The sequence below is a fragment of the Paenibacillus sp. FSL H7-0756 genome (genome assembly GCF_038006765.1).
GTDB lineage: Bacteria > Bacillota > Bacilli > Paenibacillales > Paenibacillaceae > Paenibacillus_AQ.
In genome coordinates this window covers 969,846-996,127 of record NZ_JBBOVT010000002.1, presented here as the reverse complement: position 1 = coordinate 996,127, position 26,282 = coordinate 969,846, and the positions used below count along the sequence as shown (strand labels likewise).

Genomic DNA, 26,282 nt, shown 5'->3' with positions numbered 1-26,282 from the left:
TCGAAATGCGAATATTAGTGATCGGTGCAGGGGTAATAGGCAGTTATTTGGCACATGTGCTGGTACGGGGCGGGAATGAGGTCACCATACTGGCCAGAACGAAGCGGGCGGGCCAATTGCAGAAGGACGGACTGGTCCTTCGGCATTATTTTCAGCGCAAAACGACTGTGGATCAGGTGAAGGTGATATCCGAACTGCGGAGGGACGATGTCTATGATCTGATCTTCGTAGTGATGAAATACAATGACTTCCCGGCCGTGCTGCCGGCGCTGGCGGACAACGACAGTAAGAATATTGTGCTTGTCGGCAATAACGGAGATACCCGCGGGATGCAGCAGTTCTTCAACGAGAATAGCCGGATTCCGCAGAATATTGCGTTTGGCTTCCAGATTAACGGGGGGACCCGTGAGGAAGACGGGCGTGTTATCGTTGTAAGCGGTGGCGGCAAGATGGTGCTGGGCAGTCTGGAGGGTGAGGTTCCGTTCAGGACAGAGCTTGCGGAGGCCTTCCGGCAGACGAAGTATAAGCTGGATTATTCTCAGGATATTAACGCGTGGCTCCTGAGTCACATTGTTTCAATTGTCCCGGTGATGTCGGTCATTTATCTCTATGATTTTGATCTGGCAAAAGCAAGCAAAGACTCCGCCCGCTGGAAACAGGCGGTTGCCCTAATGGATGAAGGGTTCCGCGTGCTCTCCGCACTGGGCTTACCCGTTAATCCCGCCTCCCTGGTTAACGGGGCGAAAAAGCACCCGGCACTGCTCGCCCAAGGGTTGAGACTGGTTCAAAAGCTGCCCTTCATGAAGCTGATCGATGGCTCATTTAGCGAGATTGCAGCGCTCTATCAAGCCTTTGAACCTCTGATGCAGCAAGCCCGTCTGTCCACACCGGCGTGGGATGACTTCAAGCAGCAGACGATGAGGAAATATGCGTTGGAGCAGGCCTAGGATGAACGGATTCATGGAGACAAATCGACTCCACCAACGAACAGCTCAGGAAGCTCCGCTTAGGCGGAGTTTGCTGGGCTGTTCTTGCTCTTGCGAGTAGGTGAAGGACCAATGTAATCGGAAAATCGATTACATTGCGCTCGCGAGAGGGCAGATGACTGGATGTAATCGGAAAACCGATTACATTGCGCTCGTGAGAGGACAGATGACTGGATATAATCGGAAAACCGATTACATTGCGCTCGTGAGAGGACAGATGACTGGATTTAATCGGAAAACCGATTACATTGCGCTGGTTAGAGGGCGGATGGCCAATTGTAATCGGAAAACCGATTACAATGTGCTCGCGAGAGGACAGATGACTGGTAATCGAAAAACTGATTACATTGCGCTGGTGAGAGGACAGATGGGTAAGGCTGTTTTTGCCCAGGAGCCCATTCACTTTCAGCATAAAAAAATCATTAACACCATATACATAATGTTCCAATCTACTTATAAAGTATTGTAATATAACGTGCTAAAGAGATATGCTTATTACCATGTGGATACAAATACAACCGAAGGAGTGGACTAACTATGACTATCATCGATACTATTCAAACGAGAAGAACGATCAAAGCCTTCCGGCCGGACCCGATTAAAGAGGAGGAGCTGAATACTTGGCTGGAAGCTGCCAGCTATGCTCCGAACCACCGGATGAATGAGCCGTGGGAACTGCTGTTCATCGGGCCGCAGATCCGGGCGGCGCTGAATCATAAGACCGATTTTGGTGGCGCTCCGCTGCTGATTGGAGTCCTATCCAAGCCTGCTGCTTCTACAATAGAGCGCGAAGAGAACATCATGGCTGTGTCCTGTTACATCCAGAATTTCATGCTGGCAGCTCATGAGGCAGGAGCTGGTGTGTTCTGGTCGTCTCTCGGCGGTACGGCCAAGGGCCGTGAGGTGCTTGGCATTCCTGAAGGGCAGGATGTCATTGGAGTGCTAGCCGTGGGTTATCCCTCGGAGGTCCCTGCGGCCAAGCAGAGAACGCCAATCACTGATAAAATCACCCATTTACCCTAAACAAGCTAACCGGATGCAACGACTGATGAGATGAAGGTGAACTGAATGTGGAAGCTCAGGGGCTTCATGAAGCCGTACGCCCTCTGGAGCGTGCTTGCCCCGCTGTTAATGGTAGTTGAAGTAGTGATGGACCTGCTGCAGCCTGCACTTATGGCCAGCATTGTGGATAAAGGCCTGATGAAGAATGATTTATCGCATATCCTTTCAACAGGCGGAATTATGATTGGAATCGCTGTCATCGGAATGATCGGCGGTGTAGGCTGTGCGGTATGTGCAAGTATTGCCTCACAGAATTTCGGCAATGATCTGCGACTCAAGCTGTTTGAGCATATCCAGAGCTTCTCGAACCGCAATCTGGACCGGCTGAAGACCGGCTCGCTGATCACCCGGCTGACAAACGATGTAGTGCAGCTTCAGACCTTTGTGCAGATGATTCTGCGAAGCTTCGTGCGGTCACCGCTGCTGCTGATCGGAAGTCTCGTCATGGCAGTCCGGATCAGCCCGTCTCTGGCGATGATCCTGCTGGCAGCGGTTCCGCTGCTGTTCATTCTCCTGTTTGTGCTGATCCGGCTTTCTTTTCCGCTATTTGCCCGGATGCAGGAGAAATTGGATGGGGTGAGCAATGTGCTGCAGGAGAATCTCACCGGCATTCGTGTAATCAAGGCCTTCGTTCGTGGAGACCATGAGCAGCAGCGCTTTGATACCGCCAATACCGGCTATACGGATACCGGAATCCGGGCGATCCGCCTGATGGCGCTGAATATGCCGCTTATGATGCTGATTCTGAATGCCAGCATTATAGCCGTCCTCTGGTTCGGGGGCCTACAGAACTGGAACGGGACACTGCCCGTTGGTGAACTAATTGCCTTCATTAACTATGTTACTCAATTGCTCATGTCGATGATGATGCTGAGCACGATGCTAGCCTTCGTATCAAGGGCCAAGGTGTCGGGGGACCGCGTCAATGAAGTATTCGCCGCCACAAGTGAAATTACCGAAGCGCCTGCGGCAGATCAAGCAGCCATTACGCTCGGACGTATTGAATTCAGCAAGGTCTCCTTCGCCTATAACCGCGGGGATGAGAATCTTGTGCTGGAGGATATCAGCTTTGCAGCCAGCCCCGGAGAGACGATCGCTATTCTGGGGGCTACCGGAGCAGGGAAGTCTACCCTGGTTAGTCTGATTCCCAGATTCTATGAGGTCTCGTCCGGTGCCGTTCTGATCGACGGAACAGACATCCGGGAGATTGGCATAGAGCATCTGCGTAGCCGGATCGGGTTCGTAATGCAGCAGTCCCTGCTGTTCAGCGGCAGTATCAGGGATAATATCCGTTACGGAAGGCCGGAAGCAACAGATGAAGAAGTGGAGCACGCGGCTGTGGCCGCAGAAGCACATGGATTCATCACAGCTATGCCGCAAGGCTACGACACGCAGCTCGGGCAGCGCGGGGTGAACCTGTCAGGCGGGCAAAAGCAGCGTCTGTCTATTGCACGCGCGCTGCTGATCAAACCGTCTATTCTGATCCTGGATGACAGCACCAGCGCTCTGGATGCGGTTACCGAAGCAAGCATCCGCCTGCTGCTGAAGACGGAGCTTCAGAATTGCACTGTCGTTATGATTGCCCAGCGGGTGTCTTCTATTATAGATGCCGACCGGATCTTGATTCTGGAGAACGGGCGGATCGCCGCGCAGGGTACACATAGCGAGCTGATGGCAGGCAGCGAGATCTACCGGGACATCCGCCATTCCCAGCTGAAGGAAGAGGAGGAGCCCTATGTCCAGTCATCGTAAAAGAGAACAGGCTCCCGTCGGACCTGGAGCGTTAGGCGGCGGGCCTCCGGGCCGGGCTGGCGTTACACCCAAGGTACGCCCGAAGAACAGTAAGGCAACGGTCATCCGCATCTGGTCCTATCTGAACCGTCAGCGGACAGGGTTGATTATGGTCTACGTATTCACGATTCTGAATGCTGTGCTTGCCCTGATCGGTCCTTACCTGCTGGGAAAAGCCATTGATACCGCGATCCTCCCGCAGGATTACAGTTTGCTCATCCGGTTCTGTCTTCTACTGGGCGGTATTTATCTGCTGGGCAGCGCCGTCTCTTGGGTCCAGGCTTACGTGATGACCTCCGTCTCCCAGCGCACGGTCTATGAGCTGCGGCGGGACCTGTTCGCCAAATACCAGGAGCTGCCGGTCAGCTTTTTCGATACCCATGCTAACGGTGAGCTGATGAGCCGTGCGACCAATGACATCGACAATGTCTCGAACTCGCTGAATCAGAGTGTAACCCAGCTGTTGAACAGTCTGATCACACTTAGCGGCTCTCTGGTCATTATGTTGATGCTGAATGTTCCGCTGACGGGAGTTGCTCTGATAACTATTCCGCTGGTCGTACTGGCGAGCCGCCGGATTACCGGCTTAAGCCGGATCTACTTCAAGGATCAGCAGCAGCATCTGGGTGAGCTGAACGGCTTCATTGAAGAAGCAGTCAGTGGCCAAAAGGTAATCAAGCAATACCGCCGAGAACAGGCGGAGGTCACCAGATTCCGCGGAATAAGCGGGGAGCTTAACAAAGCGGGCATCAAGGCGCAGATTGTATCCGGCCTGGTAGGCCCGGTAATGAACCTGATTAACAATCTGAACTTCGCGCTGATTGCCGGAATTGGCGGCTGGATGGCTTATCATGGGCTGCTTACCGTAGGGGTCATCGTCAGTATGCTGAACTACGCCAAGCAGTTCGGCCGGCCCATCTCCGACCTTGCGAACCAGTATAACCTGATCCAATCGGCAATCGCCGGAGCGGAGCGCGTATTTGAAGTGATGGATATGTCCTCCGAGTACAGCGGGGAGCAGCCTCAGGAGCTGGAGCGGATACGCGGGGAAGTTATTTTCCGGGATGTTGTGTTCGGATATAAGCCGGGCGAGCCTATTCTGAACGGTGTAAGCTTCACTGCGCAGCCGGGTGAGACGATCGCCCTGGTGGGGCCGACCGGTGCAGGGAAGACGACCATTGTCAACCTGCTGACGCGTTTCTATGAAGTGAGCGGCGGTGAGGTGCTGATCGACGGCAGGGATATCCGGGAGTTCAATAAAAACGGGCTGCGCCGCCAGCTCGGAATGGTGCTGCAGGACGCCCATGTCTTCTCGGGAACCATTCGCGAGAATATCCGGTTCGGCCGTCTGGAGGCCACGGACCGTGAAGTGGAAGAGGCAGCTAACCTCGCCAATGTCAGCGGCTTTATAGCGCGGATGCCACAGGGGTACGACACACTGCTGGGTACAGACGGGACCACCTTGAGCCACGGCCAGCGCCAGCTGTTGACCATTGCCCGTGCCATTCTGGCCGATCCGGCCATCCTCATTCTGGATGAGGCAACGAGTAGCGTGGATACCCGGACAGAGATGCATATCCAGCAGGCCATGCGTACATTGATGAAGGGCCGCACCAGCTTCGTGATCGCCCACCGGCTAAGCACCATTCAGGATGCTGACCGGATTCTGGTCATTCAGGGCGGCCAGATCGCTGAGCAGGGAAGCCATAGCCAGCTCCTAGCGCTGCAAGGGATATATTCCGAGCTGTATAACAGCCAATTCAAGCAAGCCTTTGAAGCCGGGTAACCAAGGCGCGCCGATAAGGTACGATGATTAAATAGCAGACAGCGATCCTCCGTTTACTAGAGAATCGCTGTTTTGCGTTTTGGCTTCAGCCGCTATTAGATTTGTGACCGGTCACGCTTTCGTTTTCTTCCTATGGTCATATTGGTCACAAAGTGCAACAATGCGCATAACCCAGCACCACGCTGGGGAATTTCCTGCACTAATTACAACAATGTGTGTTCCTTAAGGGTTAAGTTGACAGATTTCCTGCACAGAATGCAACAATGTGTGTTCCTCAGCTGCATAACTCACCGAATTCCTGCAATAAATACAACAATGTGCATGATCTGAACTCAAACGGACGAAGTTCCTGCAAAAAGTACAACATTTATCCAGCGCGGTGTTCAGTGAGGCGTTTAATGAGGTGTTCAGTGAGGTGTTTAATGAGGCGTTCGGTGAGGCGTACAGTGATGCTACTTTGCCTTTCAAATTTCTGTTCAGTGGGACCATTTTTTCTTTCAGGTTTGTGTTAAGTGGGGCTGCCTACACTCAAACAGCGGAGCGGGCGGAACGACCCGTGGAAAAGCGTAGCGTTCGCCTTTGTGTCCGGATTTTACCGATTAGGTAAAAATAATAAAAATCTGGACACAACAGCGATTGTAACAACGTTCCGTTTGCGCAGCGTCCACCTCAGCTAAGACGTAAATTGAACTCAAAATCAAGGGTCTCCCAAGTAACTCCACCATAGATTTCGGCCAATTATCAATCAATTTCACCCCAGGACACATAAAGGACATAACACTCGACTATGCTGAGAGGTATAAACGGGTTGAAAGCAGGGAGTACATTGAAGAAAAAGTTACTGCTTGTCGAAGACGAGCTGCGTATCCGTGAGCTGGTGTCGGATTACTTCATACAGGACGGCTGGGAGGTGCGCGAAGCCGATAATGGGCAGGACGCGCTCCTGTGGTTCGATTCACTGGTGCCGGATCTGCTGATTCTGGATATTATGATGCCCAAAATGGACGGATTTCAGGTATGCCGGGAGATCCGCAAGAAATCGGCAACCCCGATCATTCTGCTGACCGCCAAATCCGCCGATGATGACAAAATTCACGGCTTCGAGCTGGGAGCCGATGATTATGTGACCAAGCCGTTCAGTCCCAAGGTGCTGGTGGCCCGGGCTGCGGCGCTGATGAAACGGGTCGAAGGCGCACACCAGCCAGAATCCGGTGTAGTGAGATTCGGCTCGGCCATTTTTAATACCATGGCGCACCGTCTTGAAGTGGAAGGCGCCGATGTCGAGCTGACCCCGAAGGAATATGATCTCCTATGGCTGCTGATCCGCAACAAGGGTCATGTGGTCTCGCGGGACACCATCCTCAGCCGGGTCTGGGGAATTGAATTCGAGGGGGACTCCCGGGTCGTGGACAGCCACATCAAGAAACTGCGCAGCAAGCTGGGGTATGAATCCCGCCACATCCGTACGGTCATTGGCACCGGCTACAGATTCGAGGTCGAAGAATGAAAAGATGGGGAATTACCTTCAAGCTGTTCGTGATGACTGTTATCTTCTTCGTCTGTTTTTACGGGATGGTCATCCTCAGCCAGTTCCTGCTGTTCGACCGCTTCTACCAGATACAGAAGGAGTCCCGTGTGGAGAAGCATCTGAAGAGCTTCGGGACAAGCTACACCAAAGAAGCCTGGGGCAGAACCCGCACTTCCCGCGAGCTGGTCCGGTTCATGCTGCGCAACAAGACACAGATGGTCATTATGAAGCCGGATGGCCGGATGAAGTCGGAAGATCCGTTCCGCATGAAGCTGATCGATGAGAAGGGCCAAACTCAGGTGATTCCCATGTCCCTGTTCATGAATCAGTTTGGCGACATGCTGAGATCGGCCCATCTGAAGGAGAATGACCGGGTGACCATACAGGGAGAGCATGTCGTCAGCGCAAGCGAGCTCGGGCAGCTGTTCTATCCGGTTAATATTACTAAACAAGGGGGAACGCCGGTAGGCGAGGAGGCGGATTCGGACAATACCAGCATTACCGGAACCATTACGGAGCTGGTCCTGCCGGATCTGAAAATATGGAGCCCGCGCCAGGGCATCCTGTTCGAGGCCATAGAGGACTGGTTTCCGTTAAATCCGGGTCAGCTGGAGAGCCTGAATAATCTGAACATGGTCAAGGAAGAGTGGACGGCTCCCTGGAGCGGTATCCGCAATTCCGTAATGATTCTGCCCGTGAAGCAGGCCAGCGGAGAGATTGAGCTGTTGTTCTCAGTGACCTCGCTGCAGGATGTTAAGGATTCCAATGAAGCGCTGCGCTGGTTCTTTTTATACCTGGGGCTTGGCGGGTTCGTGCTGATTCTGGTTCTGTCGCTGTTCTATTCCAAGATGGTGACCCGGCCCTTAATCAAGCTCAATAATACGGCCAAACGGATGGTAGCGCTCGATTTCACCGGTCATAACTCCATCCGCCAGAAGGATGAGCTGGGTAACCTGTCCAGAAGCATGTTCACCTTATCCCAAAGTCTGGACACTGCACTGGGCGAGCTTCGGGAGACGAATCAGCAGCTGGTGGAGGAGATGGAGCAGAAGAAGAAGCTGGAGCAGATGCAGCAGGACTTTTTTTCCAGTGCTTCTCATGAGCTGAAGACGCCTCTTAGCATTATCAAGGGCTTCGCCGAAGGGCTGGAGGACGGGGTGAGCGCAGGTAAGCAGGATCATTACATCAAGGTCATTATCGAAGAGGCCGACAAGATGGAGTTCCTGGTAAAAGATATGCTGGACCTGGCCCGGCTGGAGTCCGGCACGATCAAGCTGCGCAAAAGCTCCTTCATGCTAAGCGAAATGACGGAGAAGGTGACCGATAAACTGGTGCATTCCCTTCAAAATAAGCAGCTGGATGTAGTCATTATCCCGGCGAATGAATTGCCCGTATATGCGGATGCTACATGGATTGAACAGGTGCTCAGCAATCTGCTGACCAACGCCATCCGTCATGCCGAAGAGGGCAGTACTATAACTGTTAGACTGGAGAGTCAGCCCAAGAAGCTTTTATTCACCATCCATAACAAAGGGGAGCGAATCCCCGAGGATCAGCTGGCGCATATCTGGGAGCGGTTCTACCGGATCGAGGCTTCACGCAGCCGTCTGACGGGCGGAACCGGACTCGGATTATCCATTGCGAAGCAAATTTTAGATATGCATGGCTGCCGGTATGCAGTGATGAACACCACGGACGGCGTCTGTTTTAGTGTAACCTTTGGAGGCTGAGCCGCCCAATTACTAACTTGTCAGGAAAGGAGTGAACAGCATGAAATGGAGCTGGCTGCCTTCAATGTGCACACTGGGAAACCTGGGCTTCGGATCAATTTCCCTGCTATTCACGATTCAAGAACGTTATGATCTTGCTTTATTAATGATACTGCTGGCTGCGATATGCGATGTTATGGACGGACTGCTCGCCCGGATGCTGCATTGCACCAGTGATTTCGGTAAACAACTGGACTCTTTGGCGGATATTATTTCTTTTGGTATCGCTCCCGTCTTTCTTATTCTGTTATACCGGCTGGAGAACGTGCAGTGGGTCGGACCTGTGGCTGCGGTTGCATTCCTGATCTGCGGGGCGCTGCGGCTGGCCAGATTCAATATCTCGGCTCCTTCCAAGGGCTTCGTGGGCATGCCGATTACGGCAGCGGGATTGCTTCTGTCGATGACCACCCTTATAGGTGAACGGCTGAAGCCTGAAATGCTCATTTTAATAATGGGACTGTTGTCTATACTGATGATAAGCAGGGTCCCGTTCCCTTCGTTCAAAAAATTCGTTAACAGGAAGTGATTGTTCATGCCATGGGTCATCGAGATGATCTCACAATACGGTTATATAGCTATATTCGCGCTGCTGGCGCTCGGGCTTCTCGGACTTCCCGTTCCCGATGAGCTGCTGACGCTGTTCGTTGGCTATCTATCCTCTACCATGGTGCTGGATTTCTCGCTTTCGGTTCTGGTCTGCTTCATAGGTTCAATTACAGGCATGCTGATCAGCTATACCATCGGTCTCAGAGTGGGGCAGCCTGTCGTGGACCGGTACGGGAAATGGGTAGGCCTGACGCCCAAAAGATTCGCCTATGTCAAACGCTGGTTTTTCCGGTTCGGCAACTGGACGATATTCATCGCTTATTTTGTGCCGGGCATCCGGCATGTGACCAGCTACATCTCAGGCATCAGCGCCATGTCCTTCCGGAAATATTTAATGGTCACCCTTGCCGGTGCCTTTATCTGGTCACTCCTGTTTGTCTCGATTGGCTATCTGATCGGATCGAAGCTAACCTTTGTCTAATTAAGTAATATTCTTTTATAATCAAACAGGATCTTACAGTGGCTGATCGTTCTGTTATATACTGCAAGTAGTATTTATGGCTATGAGGCCAGGAATTATAGCGACACGAGGAGGTAGTACTGTAATGCCCGAACTACAAGATATCGTGATTGAAGAATATATACCGGAGAGGCATGCCGCTTCCATTGCCGAGATGTGGAACAGAAGCGCAGAGAGCTGGGGCGGAGACGGAGCGTACCGGACTGAGGAGAGCGTGCTGCGTGAACACGAGAAAAGTCCGATGCTCAAGTTGTTCCTGGCGGTAAGCGGCTCAGAGGTCATCGGATACTGCAGCTTCTCCCATTATAAAGAGGATACCGGAGCGCTCTATATTGCTCTGCTCAACGTGAGACCGGATTACCATGGACGCAAGGTGGGTAAGGCGCTGGTAAGGCGTTCGATCGAAGAGACGATTAAGCTGGGCTGGCCGCGGCTGGATCTTTATACTTGGCCCGGTAATGTCAAGGCAGTGCCCACTTATAAGAAAAGCGGGTTCTTCTGGGAGGACCGGGATGACACCACTCACCTGATGAACTTCATTCCCTCGGTGCTTCAGACCGGAGCGGTGAAGTCTTATTTCGAAAAGATAGACTGGTATAACGACAGCATCCGTGAGATCAAGGTGGAGCCTGACGGTCACGGGGAAAACGGCTTTGACTATTTTACATATGAATGGCTGAAGGATGGTCTGTCGCTGAAAATGGAATATGAACGGACCGGCCGTGGCCTGCGTCTCATTGAGACGGAGGATTACCGGATACAGGTAACGATTCCTGCGCAGCATGAGCTGCCGTTTGGAGCGGAATACCCTGTCATTTACGAAGCCGTGAACAAAAGCGGTAAGCCCCTGGCGCTCCAGATTAGCGGTAAAAGCAATGAGCAAATCCGCATAGAGCTGGACGCTGCTCAGACAATCGAATCCGAGGCACGGATTGAAGGCCGCTTCTTCATCCATCCGGTGAAGGAGGAGCAGGATCTCTATCAGACCCACCCTGTGGTGGAGGCAGAACTGCTCATTAACGGTCTTCCTGCCATCTTCAAGCTGGGCATTAAGCCGAAATTTCCGGTCAAGGTGAAGCTTCAGGTACCTGACAGAACGCTTTTCGCGGGCGAAGAGGTCGAGCTGGATGTAACGGTAGAGAATGAGTACAACACAGACACCGTGTTCAGCTTTGAGCTGCCGGAGGATGAGATTCTGGCGTTCGGCCAGACCCGGATTACCGTAGAGGTTCCGGCAAAGAGCCGGAGAACCGTCACCGCAGCGGCCCGGCTGCTCGGGTATGGCATTTGGCACCATACGGTGAGTATCCACAGTGCAGAAGAAGGAGCCGATTCAGCTATACTGGAACAGGAGCTGAGCCTGGTCTTCTCCGGAGCAGAGACGGCCTTCGGCGGCCCGACCGACAAGGACTGGATCATAAGCAATGGCCGCTATTCGGCCGTACTGAACAAAACAAACCACTGGCTTACCTTTTTTGAGAACCGTAAATATCTGATGAACCTGCCTTATCCTAAGCTGGGCTTACCTTATACGAATGAATTCAAGAAATTCACGGCGCTGGATGTGAAGATCTCCAGGGATCAAGAGGCTATCGTGCTTGAGGCCACTTATGAAGCCGGCATCAGAGATGGCTTGCTGCTGACAATGGTTGTGAAGCTGTTCGGCAACGGGATTGTCTCCCGTTATTTCCGAATCGACAATCTGCAGGCTACCGTTCAGGAGGAAGAGCTGTTCCTGAAGGACAGCTTCCGCTTCGGTCTGCATGGCGGCGTCATCCCTTACCGCGGCAAATATATAGATCTGAGCGCAGGGGTTGAAGCCTCCAGCCCGGATTACTGGGAGGCACAGGATTTCACAGAGAACTGGATGTTCGCTGACGATGAAGGCTTCTCCAGAGGGATTAGCTGGCCGTCAGAGCTTAAGCTGATTCAGGACTCGTGGATGCATGCCGTAGAGCATTCTCTGGGGCGGATTCCCGCCGGCGGGCGTAAGGAGACGCCGCCGCTGCGGATCGCGCTGGGCACCTGGGACCATTGGCAGGATTTCCGGGCCTATGCGCTGCAAAGCGGCAACAAGAACGCTGATGAACTGGCCGCTACAGAACAGCTGGAACTGAGCTTGAATAACGGGAATCCGTTTATAAGCGGAGAGGCTATGCTTTTACTTAAGGACCAGAAGAAGAGCTATCTGGCGGGTGAGATTCGGCTCTCTTCCGATGCAGGCAGCATGGCGGAAGCGCGGCTAACAGTACATGAGGAAGCGAAGCTCAGAGAAGCGGCTCTGCCGCTGACTGTGCCAGCAGGAGCAGCCCCGGATGTGCTGACCCTGCATCTGGATATGGACAGTTATGTGCAGGATCAATCCTTCCTGGTCTTGCCGGTCGCGGATGAACCTGTCCGGCAGGAGAGACTTGTAGCAGAAGGAGCACAGGTACTGGCTGTGGACAACGGCATTCTGCGGATACAGGCCAGCCCTGACTTCGCGCCGGGATTGTTCTCGCTTACCCATCAGGGCGAGGAATGGCTTGAATCTTCTTTTCCGCAGCCGGTTGCGAAATCCTGGTGGAATCCTTGGGTGGGTGGTATCGTAACCAGTGTGGAAGAAATCGCCTTACGCAGCTTCATGGAGGAGCCGTTAACGGCTGATTTCGCGGAGTTGACCGATAACAAGGGGAACCGCTGGTCGGGGATACGGATGAGCGTATCCATTCAGAAGAATGATAAATACAAAGGACTCGTACTGCATCAGTATTTCATGCTGCTGCCGGGCGTTCTGGTGCTTGCTTCTACAGTACATGTGGAGCAGAACACAGGCGGTCCGCTATGCCCGTTGCAGCTGGAGACTTCAACCTTCTATCAGGCTGCTTCTGCCATCAAGGACGGTAGAGGGTACCTCAAGAACAGCAGAGGTGAACAACTGGTATATAAGGCAGGCAAAGTACAGTCAGGAGCTAAAAGTTCTAACGGTCTTCTGCAATTGGGTTCTGAGGAGCGGAAGCAACGCTTGACGTTAATTGCAGCACCTGAGCATTCCTCTCCCTCGCTTATGGTGAATGCAGATGCAATATTGTCATATACGGAGGAATACCTGCATCTGCAGGATGGCAAGGAGCAATTCAGCAAGCCGCAATTCTATCTGATCTCAGATCTCCAGGTACCTGATCAGGCTTATGGCGATCTGCTGTCGATCCGGTTCAAGAAGTGAGTCAGAGAAAGGAAGCTTCTATGAAAATCATTGACGCACATGTGCACTATTCCAATATTGCAGCCTTCCACGAAACGGCGCAGACCTTGGCGCATATCGATTATACCGGCAAGGGACTCCTGGAGGAGTTCCGCCGCAGCGGTGTAATTGCCGGAGTCGGTATGGGAGTGACTGAGACGGTTGCCGGAGCTTTTCCCGATTCCGCTGCCCTCAATCCTATGCTGCTTGACCTGAGCGAGACCCTGCCGGACAATCTGTTCACCTGCGTGGGCATTAACCCGCTCACCCTTCATCTGGAGGGACAGCTTGAAGCACTGGAGCAATCATTGCAGCGGACGGATGTCGTTGGCATCAAGCTGTATGCCGGGTATTACCACTTCAATGTGGGGGATGAAATTTATGATCCGGTCTACAAGCTGGCTGCCGCTTACGGCCTCCCGGTGGTCATTCATGGCGGATTGACTTACGCGGACCAGGGATTGCTGAAGTATTCCCATCCGCTGTCCATGGAAGAGACCTTCCTGAAGCACCGGGAGATTACCTTCATGCTCTGCCACCTGGGCGATCCCTGGGTCATGGACACCGCAGCCCTGCTGGAGAAAAACCCTAATCTCTATACAGATTTATCCGGCTGGATTGTCGGCGATCAGGCCAAGGTGGACCGGCTGCTGACCGAGCAGACCTATACCGATCATTTCCGCCGGGCGCTGGTGTTCGCCGAGAAATACGACCGTCTGGTCTTCGGCACCGACTGGCCGCTGGTCCCGCTGGACGCTTATATTACCTTCGTGAAGCACCTGGTGCCAGAAGCCTACCATGAGGATGTCTTTTATAACAACGCACTCCGCGTGTTCCCTAAGCTTGCGGAGCGGATTAGAGAACTGAATTTGTAATGATGGTTTTTAATGCATGCCCCCGGAATGGTATTCCGGGGGTTTTCGGTTTGTTGCGCGGGGCAGCGGGGCAGGCTACTACTTCTGACGAATGACCTGTGGTAAGCTGAGAGTAGTGCTGCAACAGTTTTACAACTGTTAGAATGAACTTTAGGGTGTTAAAGTCTGAGCACGAACATCGAGCTGATCCTGGGCTGATCCTGGGCTGATCCTGGGCTGATACTGGGCTGATCCTGGATTGATGCTGGGCTGATCCTGGATTGATCCTGGGCTGATCCTGGGCTGATCCTGCACCCTTTACCGACTTCTGCTCTTAAATTCAACTAGCTGATTGTATTTTCTGCAATAGAAAATGCAAAGCTGACCGTAAAATTAGATTCTATTGTATTTCATACAGTAGAATGTTGTGTTTTGGGTGAAAAATGGCCTTTTTTCAGTATTCTATTGCACTGAATACAATAGAAGCTATTTCGAAGCCTTTTTTACAGCATTCTGTTGTACAAAATGCAGTTACTATCATTCAAGTGCCTACAGCATCCGAATGACAACTGTGCAATGAGAAGCTGACTCGTAAAGGTCCGGTAATGGTTTCTTCACATTTACTGAGGGAGGAGTATTATGCCATACATACAGATTAACGAACTTGAAATGTTCTATGAACAGATGGGTACCGGAGAACCGGTGATCTTCCTGCACAGTCATTATTCCCGCAGCATGCTGGCCTTCAGCAGCCAGGTTCTGGACTTCCAGAACCAATACAGATGTTACTTCCCGGATCTGAGAGGGCATGGCAGGACCCGCTGCCGGGATCTGGACTGGTCTACTCCACGAATAGCTGAGGATGTCGCCGGATTCATGGATCGAATGAACATTGAACGGGCACATCTTATTGGATATAGTATGGGAGCGGGCGTAGGGCTATACCTGGCAGTGAATCATCCGGGACGGATTGCTACGCTGACTACGATTGGAACCAGCGGCTTCTGTGAACCGGCTTGAGCCGGGGAGTACGAACCTGAACAGCTGCTGGCGAATCAGCAGCAAGCCTTCATTGATCAGATGATCGAGAGGCATCAGGAGGCCCATCAGGGGAATTGGCAACATTATCTGCGGCAAACGGTGCAAGACTGGATCAGATACCCGGATCTCACGGAGGAGCAGTTAAGTAGTATAACTTGCCCGGCACTGCTAATTTCAGGGGAGCATGATCCGTTCGCGGGAGAGGATAGAACGGCAAAGCTAGCTTCCCTCGTTACGGGTGCAAGGATGCTGATCGTTCAGGGAGCAGGTCACCGCCCGCATATGCTACGAGAACAGCCTATCCTGGTTAACAATACCATTCTTGAATTCCTTGCACAGAACCCTATCCACTAACACAAGGAGATATACACATCCAGAAAGGACGTACAGATGAAGAAAGTCATTGTGATCGGAGCAGGGATTCTCGGGGCCTCGGCAGCCTATCAGCTGGCAGTGATGGGGGCAGAGGTGCTGATTATAGACCGTCAAGACCCTGGACAAGCTACGGATGCAGCGGCAGGGATTATCTGTCCCTGGCTGTCGCAGCGGCGCAATCAGGCCTGGTACAGGCTGGCGAAGGCGGGGGCACGGTTCTATCCCGAGTTGATTAGTCAGCTTATGGAAGGCGGCGAAGCGCATACCGGTTATGCCAGGGTTGGAGCGCTTAGTATACATACGGATGAGAGTAAGCTCGACAAAATAGAAGAGCGGGCACGGATGCGGCTGGCAGATGCCCCGGAGATCGGAGTCATCACGCGGCTTAGCGCACAGGAGACCCGTGATCGGTTCCCGCTGCTGGCGGAAGGATACGCCTCGGTTCATATCAGCGGTGCTGCAAGGGTGGATGGCCGCGCTTTGCGGAACGCTCTGCTTCATTCAGCGCAGCAGCAGGGTGCGGTCATGGTTAGCGGCGATGCTGCGCTCGCCTTTGAACCGAACCGGGTCACTGGAGTCAACGCAGGGGGACACTTTTATCCGGCGGATGAAGTGATTATCTGTGCAGGCGCATGGGCGAACCCCTTGCTCCGGCCGCTGGGCATTGACTTCAAGGTGAGCTACCAGAAGGGGCAGATTATGCATTTGCAGGTATCTGACCAACAAGATACGGAAGTTTGGCCGGTAGTGATCCCGCCAAGCGATCAATATCTGCTCGCTTTTGCCCGGCAGCAGATTGTTATCGGAGCTACTCATGAGAATGACGTAGAAGGATATAATACCAGAGTGACCGCCAGCGGGATGCAGGAGATTCTGACTAAGGGGCTGGAAGTTGCGCCTGGACTGGCGGATGGTACCTATAGTGAAGTGAGGGTCGGCTTCCGTCCGTTCACTCCGGGATTTTTGCCGGTCATTGGGACTGTTCCCGGGTGGAGCGGAATCCTTGCGGCCAATGGTCTGGGAGCTTCAGGACTTACCATGGGGCCGTATATCGGTTATCAGCTGGCGAAGCTGGCACTTGGGAGAGAGCCTGATCTGGAACTGGACGAGTATAGCCTTCATAGAGCCATAACCGGCGGATGATTACGAATACATTTCCTTCATTGGAACATTATGATTCAATTCGGCTGAGCGGATGAATTTTTGTTTGACAGAAGTGAAGGTCTGATCCATAATACAATTCATACTAAACGTATATGATTTATAGGAAGGGTGGATCACACGTGATAAATTTAAAAGCTTCTATGAGAAAAACAGCAGGGCTAGGTACACTCGCGGTACTATTCGTATCGCTGCTTGCCGGCTGCTCCGGGTCTGCCGATCCTGCGGATTCCAATAATGGGGCTAAGGCCAGTACGGCTCCAGCGGCAACGGAAAGTGCAAGCAACGCAGAGCCTGCAATTGGAGGCACCTTCGTGTATGGCCGCCCGGCTTCCGTAACGTCATTTGATCTACATAACCAGATTACATCGAATAACGCATTTGCGATTGATAAAGTGTTTGAGTCGCTGGTTGCTTTTGACAGCAAGGGTGAAATTACGGATCAGTTGGCACAGTCGCATACGATCAGCGAAGATGGCTTAACATACACCTTCGTCCTGCGTGACGGCTTAAAGTTCTCGAATGGTACGCCGGTAACAGCCGCAGATGCGGTATTCTCTCTGGAGCGGCATCTAAAGGTTGGCGGTCCGCTGGCGATTTCGGCCAAGGTGGATACGGTGAAGGCACAGGATGAGAAGACGCTCGTAATCACGCTAAAAGAACCCTACACCCCGTTCATCTCGGAGCTGTCGAACTTCTCGAACGGCATCATTCCGAAGGACTTCGGCGGTGTGACCGAAGAGGAGTTCTTCAAGAAGCCGGTAGGCACCGGTCCATTCGTAATCGAGACATGGGACCCTGCAGGGGATGTGACCTTCACTAAGAATACCAACTACTGGAAGGAAGGCCAGCCTTATATCGACAAGCTTGTCTATAAGCTGATCCAGGACGACAGCCAGGCCATCAACCAGCTTAAAGCCGGAGCGGTGAATGCAGTTGAAGCCCTGTCGCTGCAGAATGCGGGTGAGATCAAGGACGGTTCAGACACTACAGTGGTAACGAACGGCAGTTGGGTGACAGAACAGCTCTTCTTCAACACACTGGATAAGCACTTCTCCGATGTGCATGTCCGCCGGGCACTGGCACTGGCGCTTGACCGTGACGGGCTGACCAAGGCCCTGACCTTCGGCTATGCGCAGACGGCGACTTCCCTGTTGCCGGCAACGATTCCTTACAATGCCAATGACAAGATCAAGGCGCTCACTTTCGATCCGGCGGCGGCCAAGGCAGAGCTGGCCAAATCGGCTTTCCCTGACGGATTCTCCACCAAGCTGCTGGTGGCTTCCGGCAACAGTACCCGGGCACAGGAAGCCCAGATTATCCAGGCCGCCGGCCAGGCGATCGGGATCAAGATTGAGATTGAATCGGTCGAGCTGGCTACCTTCCGCGAACGCTTCTTCGCTTATGATTTCGCCGCGATGCTGAACAGCGGTCAGGCGGATTCCCCGGAAGCGAACTCGATTCTGGCGTTCCAGACCGACCCGGAAGGCTTCAGCAAATCGTACTGGACACATTACACGAATGAGAAGGTAACCAAGCTGTTATATGAAGGCCAGAAGACAGCTGACGGTGAGGGACGGGCTGCCATCTACACCGAGCTTTTACAGACGCTTGCCGATGAAGTTCCTTACATTCCGCTGTACTATCCGGATATCCTGATCGGCGCCCGTTCTTCTGTTGACGGACTTGTGGTTCTGCCTAACGGCAGCATCCGTCTGGAAGATGTCCGGCTAACTAAATGATGAAATCCAAGCTGACCCTGAGCGGTGCAGCTGGAAACAACGGTTCTTACAAGTGGCTGGCCTTAGCCCTTGTAAGAGCCTTACTTGTTATCCTCTGCGTAATGACGGCGGTCTTTTTCCTGATCCGAATGGTACCCGGCGACCCCGCCAAAATGATTCTCGGTGAATACAGCACACCAGAAGCACTTAAGAGTATGCACCACACACTGGGACTGGATCTCTCCCTGTGGGATCAGTTCACCCGGTTCGTGAAGCTGCTGTTCACTCAGGGAGATACCGGAAACTCCATTGTTGCCGGCACCTCGACCAGAGAGCTGATTGCAGAGCGTGCGCCGGTCACACTACTGCTGATTGTAATCGCCTCGGGTCTTGCGATAATTACAGCACTACTGCTGGCAACGGTTGCTGCCACCCACAAGGACAAGCTGCTAGACCATCTGATCCGCATTATTCCAGCGGTCACCCTCGGGATGCCGGTCTTCTGGGTTGGGATTCTGTTCATTCTGTTCTTCAGCGTTCGGCTTGGCTGGTTCCCGGTAGGTGGAATCGGCGAGGGCTGGTCGGGTACGCTCCATAGTCTGGTGCTTCCGGCGGTCACGATTGCTTTTTCACAGATTCCTACGCTGGTCCGCTCGCTGCGTGCACAAATGCTGGAAGTGCTGGAATCCGAATTCGTTGTCACTCTCCGTGCAGCTGGAATCCCGTCCAGAGTGATCCTGTTCAAGCATGTGCTGCGCAATTCGGCATTGCCGACCCTGATGCTGCTTGGAGTAAATGTGTCCTACCTGATCGGGGGAACGCTCGTTGTGGAGCAGGTCTTCGGGATCAAGGGCATTGGCAGCCTGCTGTTCACCTCCATCTCGAATAGAGATTTTCCGGTGATTCAAGGGATTGCGCTCTATTGTGCGCTGGCTGTTGTGATTATCAGTCTGCTGATCGAAATGATCTCCGGGTGGCTTGATCCCAGAACGAAGGGGAAATCATGAATACTACACAGATAGACACAGCCCTGCCGGAACTCGGGAAGCCCGCAAGCGGACTCCGAAGAGTGCTTAACACCCCGTCACTGCTGATCGGAATCATTATGTTCGTTATACTTATACTACTCGCCATATTCATCCCTTACTTAAGTCCGTACAACCCTACGGAGCAGAATCTGAGCGCCTTCCTGCAGCCGCCTTCCGCAGCCCACTGGCTCGGTACCGACCAGCTTGGCCGTGATTTGTTCACCAGACTGATCTATGCCGCCCGGACGGATCTGACGATCATGGTGCTGGCTGAGATTATTCCGTTCTGCACGGGCGTCATGCTGGGTATGATCTCGGGGTACTATGGCAAATGGACCGATAGAATCATATCGCTGATCACGGACACTTTTATTGCCTTCCCTTTCTATCTGATCGTCATTATCGTGGCCTTCGCCAGCGGGGCAGGGGAGCGCGGAATCTATATCACCTTCATTCTCGTAGGCTGGATTGTATTCGCCCGTGTGGTCAGAGGACTTAGCGCGTCCTTCCGGAAGCAGGAATGGATTGCCTCAGCGCAGACACTCGGTCTGCCCGGATACCGAATCCTTCTGCGCCATCTTCTGCCGAATGTATTGCCGCAAGCCGTTGTCGTGCTGATGACAGATATGATCGGACTCCTGGTAGCCATCGTTACGCTGGGTTACCTGGGGATAGGGATTGCCCCGCCTACGCCGGATTGGGGAACGATGATCGCTGACGGACAGCCCTTCATTACCACAGCCTGGTGGTTGTCGGCGGTTCCCGGCTTCGCAGTCGTGTATACGGGAATTGCGTTGTCTCTTCTGGGAGACGGACTGGCTGATGTCTGGAGGAGAAAAGGATGACAACACAACCTGTACTTGAACTCGAAGAACTGACACTAGCTGCCCCGTCCACAGAAATTCTGGTTAACAGCGTTAGCTTCTCCCTTGAGCGCGGCGAAAGCCTCGGACTAGTGGGCGAATCCGGCTCGGGCAAATCGTTGACGCTGCGGGCCATTCTCGGCCTGCTTCCGCGCGGTGTAGAGCAGACCGGCGGAACGGTCCGCAGTAAGGTGAGCAGTGCCATGGTGTTCCAGGACCCCAGAGGGGCACTGGACCCGCTCTGCCCGGTAGTGAAGCAGCTGACCGAGGTTGTCTATTACAGACAGAGAACCAGTCTGAAGGCTGCACGGCGCATTGCCCTGGAACTCCTTGAGCGGCTGGGTCTTCCAGCTTCGCTGAAGACAAAAGACCGCTACCCGGGGCAGCTTTCCGGCGGCCAGTGCCAGCGTGTCGTCATTGCTTTGGCGCTGGCCTGCAAGCCGGGCATTCTGCTCTGTGATGAGCCGACCACCGCGCTGGATGTAACGGTTCAGCGCCAGATTATAGATACGATTACGAATTTGCAGCAAGAGTTGGGCTTCGCTATGGTCTTTGTGACCCACAACCTGGCGATTGCCGCCAATCTCTGCTCCAGACTGGTTGTAATGAAGCAGGGCCGGATCATTGAGCAAGGCGAGACGCATAGCCTGCTGCGGCATCCGGCTGAGGCTTATACACAGATGTTAATGGATTCGGTGCTCCCTCTGCCGGAGCTGGAAGGAGGCGGGGTCTCATGGAAGTAGCACTACAGGTGCAGGATGTAAGCGTTCGTTACGGCGGGTTCACAGCTCTGGATCAGATCCGGCTGGAGCTTGAGCGGCATACCACGCTGGGGCTTGTCGGTGAGTCCGGCTCGGGGAAGTCTACGCTGGCCCGGGTCATCGCCGGACTGATCACCCCGGATGCAGGACAGCTTCTGCTGGGCGCGGAGCCGTTAGGCCGGAAGCGGAGCAAGGCGCAGCATAAGCAGATCCAGATGATCTTCCAGAACCCGGATTCATCGCTGAATCCACGGCATACCGTCCGGCAGATTCTGGCGGAAGCCTTGCTGTTCCACCGGATTGTAGAGCGTTCGCAGGTCGAGCGCAGAAGTAAGGAGCTGCTTAGCCGGGTGCAGCTGGATGCCAGATCTCTGGACAGATATCCGCATGAATTCTCCGGCGGCCAGCGCCAGCGGATTGCCATTGCCCGCGCACTTAGCGTGGAGCCGGGCTTGCTGATCGCCGATGAGCCTACAAGCGCACTGGATGTCTCGGTGCAGCGCAGCGTGCTGGAGCTATTCCATACGCTGCAAGCCGAGCTTAATCTGACGATGCTGTTCATCTCCCATGATCTGGGAGTCATTCATGCCGTCAGTGATACTGTCGCTGTCATGCGTCAGGGGCAACTGGTCGAGGTGAATTCGAAGGATGAGTTCTTCGTCCGGCCCCAGCATGAATACAGCCGTGAGCTATTGTCTGCGGTGCCCAAGATGCCGCAATATTGAACATTCAACACATCAGGAGGATTATATGAACCGCCAAACTACAGGATTCGTACCATTGACGTTATCTGAGCTGGACACATTAACACAGCAGTTGTCCCGGCTATTGGGGACACAGCATCCTCCGGTAATCATTCCGGGGGAGGCGATTCTAGGCATTGAGGCGGTAGCAGCAGGAATTGCAGCGCCTGGACGTACGATTCTGAACGTAGTAACCGGACCTTACGGAAGCTTGTTCGGAGAATGGCTTACGCGCGGCGGGGCCACCGTTAAGGAAGTGAAGGTTCCGTTCGATCAGGTGGTTACAGTAGAGGAGGTCGCCGCAGCAATTGAGCTGCATCAGCCGGTTGCGATTTCTTTGGTGCAGGCAGAGGTGGTTACAGGCGGCTCGAACCCTGCGCAGGAGATCTTCGAATTGGCCCGCAGTCATGACCTGATTACGATAACGGATTCCGTGTCGGCTGTCGGGGGAGAGGCGCTGTCTGTGGATGAGTGGACCGTGGATTTCGCAGTAATGGGTGCGCAAAAAGCGCTCGCCGGTCCTAACGGAATCAGCGCGGTCAGTATTTCTCCCCGCGGCTGGGCCTTCCTGGAGTCGAATGACCAGGCTCCGCGCAATTCAATTCTGTCCTTGCTGGATCTGCAGCCGTCCCCGGATGGAGCAGCACCGCTCCGCGTCCCGCCGAACATCCCGGTCCTGGAAGCCAGAGCACTGATTGAAGCCCTGGAGGCTGTTGCCGAGGAGGGGCTGTCACAAGTGATCCAACGGCATGAACGCGCAGCGGCCTCTGCTGTCGCCGGGATCGCGGAGCTTGGACTTATCCCTTGGCAGAAGGACAGCAGACATTATTCTACGTTGACTACCACTGTTCGAATTAACGAGCAACCGCTTCTGCTGATCAAGCAGCCTGTCGGTATCGTAGCTCCCGGAGACGGGGAGCTATTCGGTCAATTGCTGCGTATTAACCATTTCGGAAATAATGCCAGCCGCGAGAGTGTGGAGGCAGCTGTGCAGACGCTGGCCAGACTGCTGAAGCGGGAGGCTGAACCGGCCTTGCAGGCCGTCCGCCAGGTCTGGGAGGAAGCCGAATGATCCTTAAGCAGCCGCAATTTCAGGCATACACGGGAATCCATATTGCAGGTATCGAGGGGAAACGCTTCGACATCGAGATTACGAACGGACGGTTCACCGTAGTGGCTGAAGCGGGTTCGCAGCCTGAACAGGCGGAAGGCTCCCGGAAGCAGCAGCTATGGATCAGTCCGGGCATTCTGGATTTGCACACCCATCTGGCCTGGACTGACTTCGACCATGAGGATCAGCTCCGCCGGGACCCCCGCGAGATTGAGGTGATGCAGGCGGAGGTCTTCGCTGCTACCTTGCGGACGGGGGTAACTACAGCCCGCGACGCTGGCGGTATTCTGCCGGCCACAATCCGGCATCTCGTGAAGTATTACCAGCAGCCGCTGCGGGTTGAGACCAGCAGTGAAATGCTGGGAGTTGCCGATGCCAAGGGGATCAAGCATTTGGAGAACCGCCTGACGGAGATCTACGCAACCGGGGCAGGCTGGGTCAAAATCATGGCAACCGGCGGTCTCGGCGCACCGACTGAGAAGGTTACGGAGCCGAACTTCTCCGGTGAGGAATTCGCCTTCATCGTCCGTCATGCCCATGCGAACGGCAAGAAGGTATTGGTGCATACCTGGGGCGGGGTGACGATTGACTGGTCGATTGAGGCAGGTGTGGAATCCATTGAACACGGGATGTTCATGACCTGGGATCAGGCCGGGAGACTGGCCGAATCCGGCGTGGCTTACGTGCCGACCACTTCCATTTACCGGATCGCGGCCGATCCGAAGGGAGTGCTGGCGCTGCCGCCAGTCATCTGTGATCGCGCAGCCCGGGCGGCCGATGCGCACGCCATCGCGCTCGGATATGCCAGAGATGCAGGGGTGCGGCTGGGCTTCGGCACCGATTACGCCACCCCTGCGCTGCATGGCTACAACCTGCAGGAATTCGACACCCTGCTGGACTATGGCCTGAGCCGTGCAGAAGTGTGGCGGTCGGCTACAGAAGACGCGGCTGGTATTCTCGGAAGCGGCCATGAGCTGGGCCGGATTGCGGAAGGCTATATTGCCGATGCGGTCATCTACGCCGCCGATCCCTATCAGGCCAAGAATGCGGATCAACTGCGCACAAGTATTGTTACGGTCATTACCGGCGCGCAGGAAGAGGATTTGCTGTAACAGATACGTCAAAAGGCTGTTCCTTCTGATGAAGGACAGCCTTTTTGCGGTCTGATGGCCCGCTGGCATGCGCGATGTAATCGAAAAACCGATTACATTAAGGCGCTACGCTGGTATGTGAGCGAATGTAATCAAAAAACCGATCACAATCGGAACGGACACGCCGTAGTGGCCCAATGTAAGCGAAAAACCGATCACATTCGTAACGTACACGCCGTGGTGAGCCAATATAGTCGAAAAACCAATCACATTGTGCAGCATCTAGGCATGCACCTCGAAACTAACTTCATTCCCCCATTAGGGTCGATATTGTTCCAATCGCTCTAATCAAAGCTCCGTATATTGCTTAACCACTTGATCCAGGTAGGATTCAAGCGCAGGCGTCTTTTGATTACCAAAAGTATTCAGAAGCGTTACCAGCTTGACCAGAATGTTCAGCACTTTGTTATCTCCTGTACCCTCCATCAAGGCGTGGTCGTAGGCCCGGCGCAGCTCAGGGTCGATTTCATTAGTATCGTAATCGTAAGCAGGTGTATTGTCCGAGCCGAGCAGCACTAGGGGAACCGTATAGGACATTTCATTGCGGATCGCCGCCGTCCTGTTCGACTTCGGGTAATCCTGAACGTAATCACTCATGATGGCCGCTCTGCCGATCAGCTCATCCCAAGTGATCACAACAGCGGCATCAAAGGTGGACGGCTTGTTGCTCTCAGTGGCCATGATATCAATATACGCGGCAATATCCTTGCTGATATAGGGCTTGAATACCTTGAAGCCTTCATAATGCATGACCGGATAATACATGCCTTCGCTGCTCTCCAGCTTGTAGCCTTTATCCCAGATTTCTTCCATCAGCTTGCGGACCGCAGGTGCTTTTACCCGCTTCAGGATCTCCGTATAGGTCATGTCGTTGTTAATTTCGGCATCCATTAGCGCCTTTTGCACAGAATCTGTGTATAGCTTCTCAGAGAACCGCTCAAGGCCCGCCTTCTGGGCATTCTCCAATTGAAGGGTCATTACCGTGCCGTACCAGGAGCCAACTTTGGAGATATGGTTCATCAGATATTTGCGTGCCTGCGCCAGGCTTGCGGGATTGCTGACGTATTTACGGAACTGGTTGTAGACCGCCTGGGTATCCGATGCGGATGCAGCTGCTGCCGGCTGTGCACCTGTAAATACTGTGCCGCCTGCCAGAGTCAGAGCTGTACCGAGCAGCACCGCTCTTGCTGTTTTTGTTAAGGATTCTGGTAATGTTCTCATTATGTACCTCCCACGGGATAAGATGCGTGCTAAGATGCGCTATCCTATTTATTTGTACAAATTTAGGGTAAGTGAATCGCACGGCCCCTTCTGAAATAACGCTTGACTTGGAACGCATTTCATAACCTATAGTTCAGTGGAAGACTATACAAAGGGGAGAAGAGGACATGAATCAGAGCAGCAGAAAGATTATTTTCATCGATATTGACGGAACGCTTCTCATGGAGAATGGAATGGTCCCGGAATCGGCAGTGCAGGCATGCCAGCAGGCTCGGAAGAATGGGCATTTGCTGTACCTGTGCACCGGACGCTCTAAGGCGGAAATCTATGATTATATCTGGGAGATCGGGTTCGACGGGTTGATTGGAGCGGCCGGCGGATATGTGGAGAGCCGTGGCGAAATGCTTTATCATAAAAAAGTGACCCCGGAGGATGCGAAGCATTTGATCGATTATTTTAACGCGAACGGGGTCGATTTCATTCTGGAATCCAATACGGCGCTTCACGGCAGCCGCCATTTACAGCCGCATCTGGAACGCAGAATCTATGGCGACTTGCTGAATGATCCCCAAGCCCAGGAGAGAAGACGGCAATCGCCCCATCCTTATATCGCAACACTCACTTACGGGGACGAGGAGTTATATCTGGATGATGTCAACAAGGTATGCTTCTTGGAGAGCAGCCTGCCCTTTGATCAGATTCAGGAGGAGTTACAGGACCGGTTCACGGCGATTCAGTGCTCCATCCCGATCTTTGGCGAGAACAGCGGGGAGCTGATGATGCCAGGCGTTCATAAAGCTGCGGCTATTGCCGATGTCCTGCAGCATTTGAGTATCCCGCTTGAGAACAGTATGGCGATTGGTGACGGGCTTAACGATCTGGAGATGCTGGAATATGTCCAGGTGGGAATTGCCATGGGCAATGCCCGCGAGCCGCTCAAAGCCATTGCTGATGATATCACCGACTCGATCGAAGATGATGGCCTGTATAACGCCTTCCTGAAGCACGGACTGATCTGACTAACGGGTTGATCTCCAGGAA

22 protein-coding genes are annotated in these 26,282 nt (G+C 53.5%); 21 read left to right on the top strand and 1 reads right to left on the bottom strand.

What is annotated here, in order from left to right:
• Positions 1-5 precede the first annotated feature (5 nt).
• From NST04_RS20895 to NST04_RS20800, 20 genes are all read left to right on the top strand, one after another.
• On the top strand, positions 6-947 hold the full coding sequence (locus NST04_RS20895) for a ketopantoate reductase family protein (protein ID WP_341185966.1): 942 nt from the start codon (positions 6-8) through the stop codon (positions 945-947).
• 576 nt (positions 948-1,523) lie between these two features.
• Complete coding sequence (locus NST04_RS20890; protein WP_341185965.1) at positions 1,524-2,009, top strand: nitroreductase family protein; 486 nt, start codon at positions 1,524-1,526, stop codon at positions 2,007-2,009.
• Positions 2,010-2,054: 45 nt separating this feature from the next.
• Complete coding sequence (locus tag NST04_RS20885; RefSeq protein WP_341185964.1) at positions 2,055-3,800, top strand: ABC transporter ATP-binding protein; 1,746 nt, start codon at positions 2,055-2,057, stop codon at positions 3,798-3,800.
• A complete protein-coding gene (locus NST04_RS20880) occupies positions 3,784-5,625 on the top strand; it encodes an ABC transporter ATP-binding protein (protein WP_341185963.1) in 1,842 nt (613 codons plus the stop codon). The genes NST04_RS20885 and NST04_RS20880 overlap by 17 nt, the downstream gene beginning before the upstream one ends.
• An 826-nt stretch (positions 5,626-6,451) precedes the next feature.
• On the top strand, positions 6,452-7,132 hold the full coding sequence (locus tag NST04_RS20875) for a response regulator transcription factor (protein ID WP_341185962.1): 681 nt from the start codon (positions 6,452-6,454) through the stop codon (positions 7,130-7,132).
• On the top strand, positions 7,129-8,883 hold the full coding sequence (locus NST04_RS20870) for a sensor histidine kinase (protein WP_341185961.1): 1,755 nt from the start codon (positions 7,129-7,131) through the stop codon (positions 8,881-8,883). The genes NST04_RS20875 and NST04_RS20870 overlap by 4 nt, the downstream gene beginning before the upstream one ends.
• A 40-nt stretch (positions 8,884-8,923) precedes the next feature.
• Positions 8,924-9,448, top strand: coding sequence for a CDP-diacylglycerol--serine O-phosphatidyltransferase (gene pssA, locus NST04_RS20865; RefSeq protein ID WP_036693913.1), 525 nt, complete (start codon positions 8,924-8,926; stop codon positions 9,446-9,448).
• 6 nt (positions 9,449-9,454) lie between these two features.
• Positions 9,455-9,949 carry a DedA family protein gene (locus NST04_RS20860; RefSeq protein ID WP_341185960.1) on the top strand — a complete coding sequence of 165 codons (495 nt, stop codon included), beginning with the start codon at positions 9,455-9,457 and terminating at the stop codon, positions 9,947-9,949.
• Between the two features lie 124 nt (positions 9,950-10,073).
• Positions 10,074-13,193 (top strand): GNAT family N-acetyltransferase, encoded by a 3,120-nt coding sequence (locus tag NST04_RS20855; RefSeq protein ID WP_341185959.1) that lies wholly within the window; start codon positions 10,074-10,076, stop codon positions 13,191-13,193.
• 20 nt (positions 13,194-13,213) lie between these two features.
• Positions 13,214-14,086 (top strand): amidohydrolase family protein, encoded by an 873-nt coding sequence (locus NST04_RS20850; RefSeq protein WP_340992858.1) that lies wholly within the window; start codon positions 13,214-13,216, stop codon positions 14,084-14,086.
• A gap of 618 nt (positions 14,087-14,704) precedes the next feature.
• Positions 14,705-15,085 (top strand): alpha/beta fold hydrolase, encoded by a 381-nt coding sequence (locus NST04_RS20845; RefSeq protein WP_341185958.1) that lies wholly within the window; start codon positions 14,705-14,707, stop codon positions 15,083-15,085.
• A gap of 60 nt (positions 15,086-15,145) precedes the next feature.
• Positions 15,146-15,460 carry an alpha/beta fold hydrolase gene (locus NST04_RS20840; RefSeq protein ID WP_341185957.1) on the top strand — a complete coding sequence of 105 codons (315 nt, stop codon included), beginning with the start codon at positions 15,146-15,148 and terminating at the stop codon, positions 15,458-15,460.
• A 36-nt stretch (positions 15,461-15,496) separates the two neighbouring features.
• Positions 15,497-16,624 carry an NAD(P)/FAD-dependent oxidoreductase gene (locus NST04_RS20835; RefSeq protein ID WP_341185956.1) on the top strand — a complete coding sequence of 376 codons (1,128 nt, stop codon included), beginning with the start codon at positions 15,497-15,499 and terminating at the stop codon, positions 16,622-16,624.
• Positions 16,625-16,785: 161 nt separating this feature from the next.
• Positions 16,786-18,384 carry an ABC transporter substrate-binding protein gene (locus tag NST04_RS20830; protein ID WP_341185955.1) on the top strand — a complete coding sequence of 533 codons (1,599 nt, stop codon included), beginning with the start codon at positions 16,786-16,788 and terminating at the stop codon, positions 18,382-18,384.
• Positions 18,381-19,370 (top strand): ABC transporter permease, encoded by a 990-nt coding sequence (locus tag NST04_RS20825; protein WP_341185954.1) that lies wholly within the window; start codon positions 18,381-18,383, stop codon positions 19,368-19,370. Before NST04_RS20830 ends, NST04_RS20825 begins: the two co-directional genes overlap by 4 nt.
• The gene (locus tag NST04_RS20820; protein ID WP_341185953.1) at positions 19,367-20,236 is read left to right on the top strand and encodes an ABC transporter permease; all 870 of its coding nucleotides are present in this window, start codon (positions 19,367-19,369) and stop codon (positions 20,234-20,236) included. Before NST04_RS20825 ends, NST04_RS20820 begins: the two co-directional genes overlap by 4 nt.
• On the top strand, positions 20,233-20,997 hold the full coding sequence (locus NST04_RS20815) for an ABC transporter ATP-binding protein (RefSeq protein WP_341185952.1): 765 nt from the start codon (positions 20,233-20,235) through the stop codon (positions 20,995-20,997). Before NST04_RS20820 ends, NST04_RS20815 begins: the two co-directional genes overlap by 4 nt.
• Positions 20,988-21,740 (top strand): ABC transporter ATP-binding protein, encoded by a 753-nt coding sequence (locus NST04_RS20810; RefSeq protein ID WP_341185951.1) that lies wholly within the window; start codon positions 20,988-20,990, stop codon positions 21,738-21,740. The genes NST04_RS20815 and NST04_RS20810 overlap by 10 nt, the downstream gene beginning before the upstream one ends.
• 25 nt (positions 21,741-21,765) lie before the next feature.
• Complete coding sequence (locus NST04_RS20805; protein ID WP_341185950.1) at positions 21,766-22,830, top strand: aminotransferase class V-fold PLP-dependent enzyme; 1,065 nt, start codon at positions 21,766-21,768, stop codon at positions 22,828-22,830.
• Positions 22,827-23,981, top strand: coding sequence for an amidohydrolase family protein (locus tag NST04_RS20800; protein WP_341185949.1), 1,155 nt, complete (start codon positions 22,827-22,829; stop codon positions 23,979-23,981). The genes NST04_RS20805 and NST04_RS20800 overlap by 4 nt, the downstream gene beginning before the upstream one ends.
• 327 nt (positions 23,982-24,308) lie before the next feature.
• On the opposite strand, the gene NST04_RS20795 is transcribed toward NST04_RS20800, so the two are convergent.
• Positions 24,309-25,241: a hypothetical protein gene (locus tag NST04_RS20795; RefSeq protein WP_341185948.1), complete on the bottom strand. Its 933-nt coding sequence runs from the start codon at positions 25,239-25,241 to the stop codon at positions 24,309-24,311.
• 167 nt (positions 25,242-25,408) lie between these two features.
• Between NST04_RS20795 and NST04_RS20790 the strand changes: the two genes are divergently transcribed.
• Positions 25,409-26,260, top strand: coding sequence for an HAD family hydrolase (locus NST04_RS20790; RefSeq protein ID WP_341185947.1), 852 nt, complete (start codon positions 25,409-25,411; stop codon positions 26,258-26,260).
• The last annotated feature ends 22 nt before the right edge of the window (positions 26,261-26,282 follow it).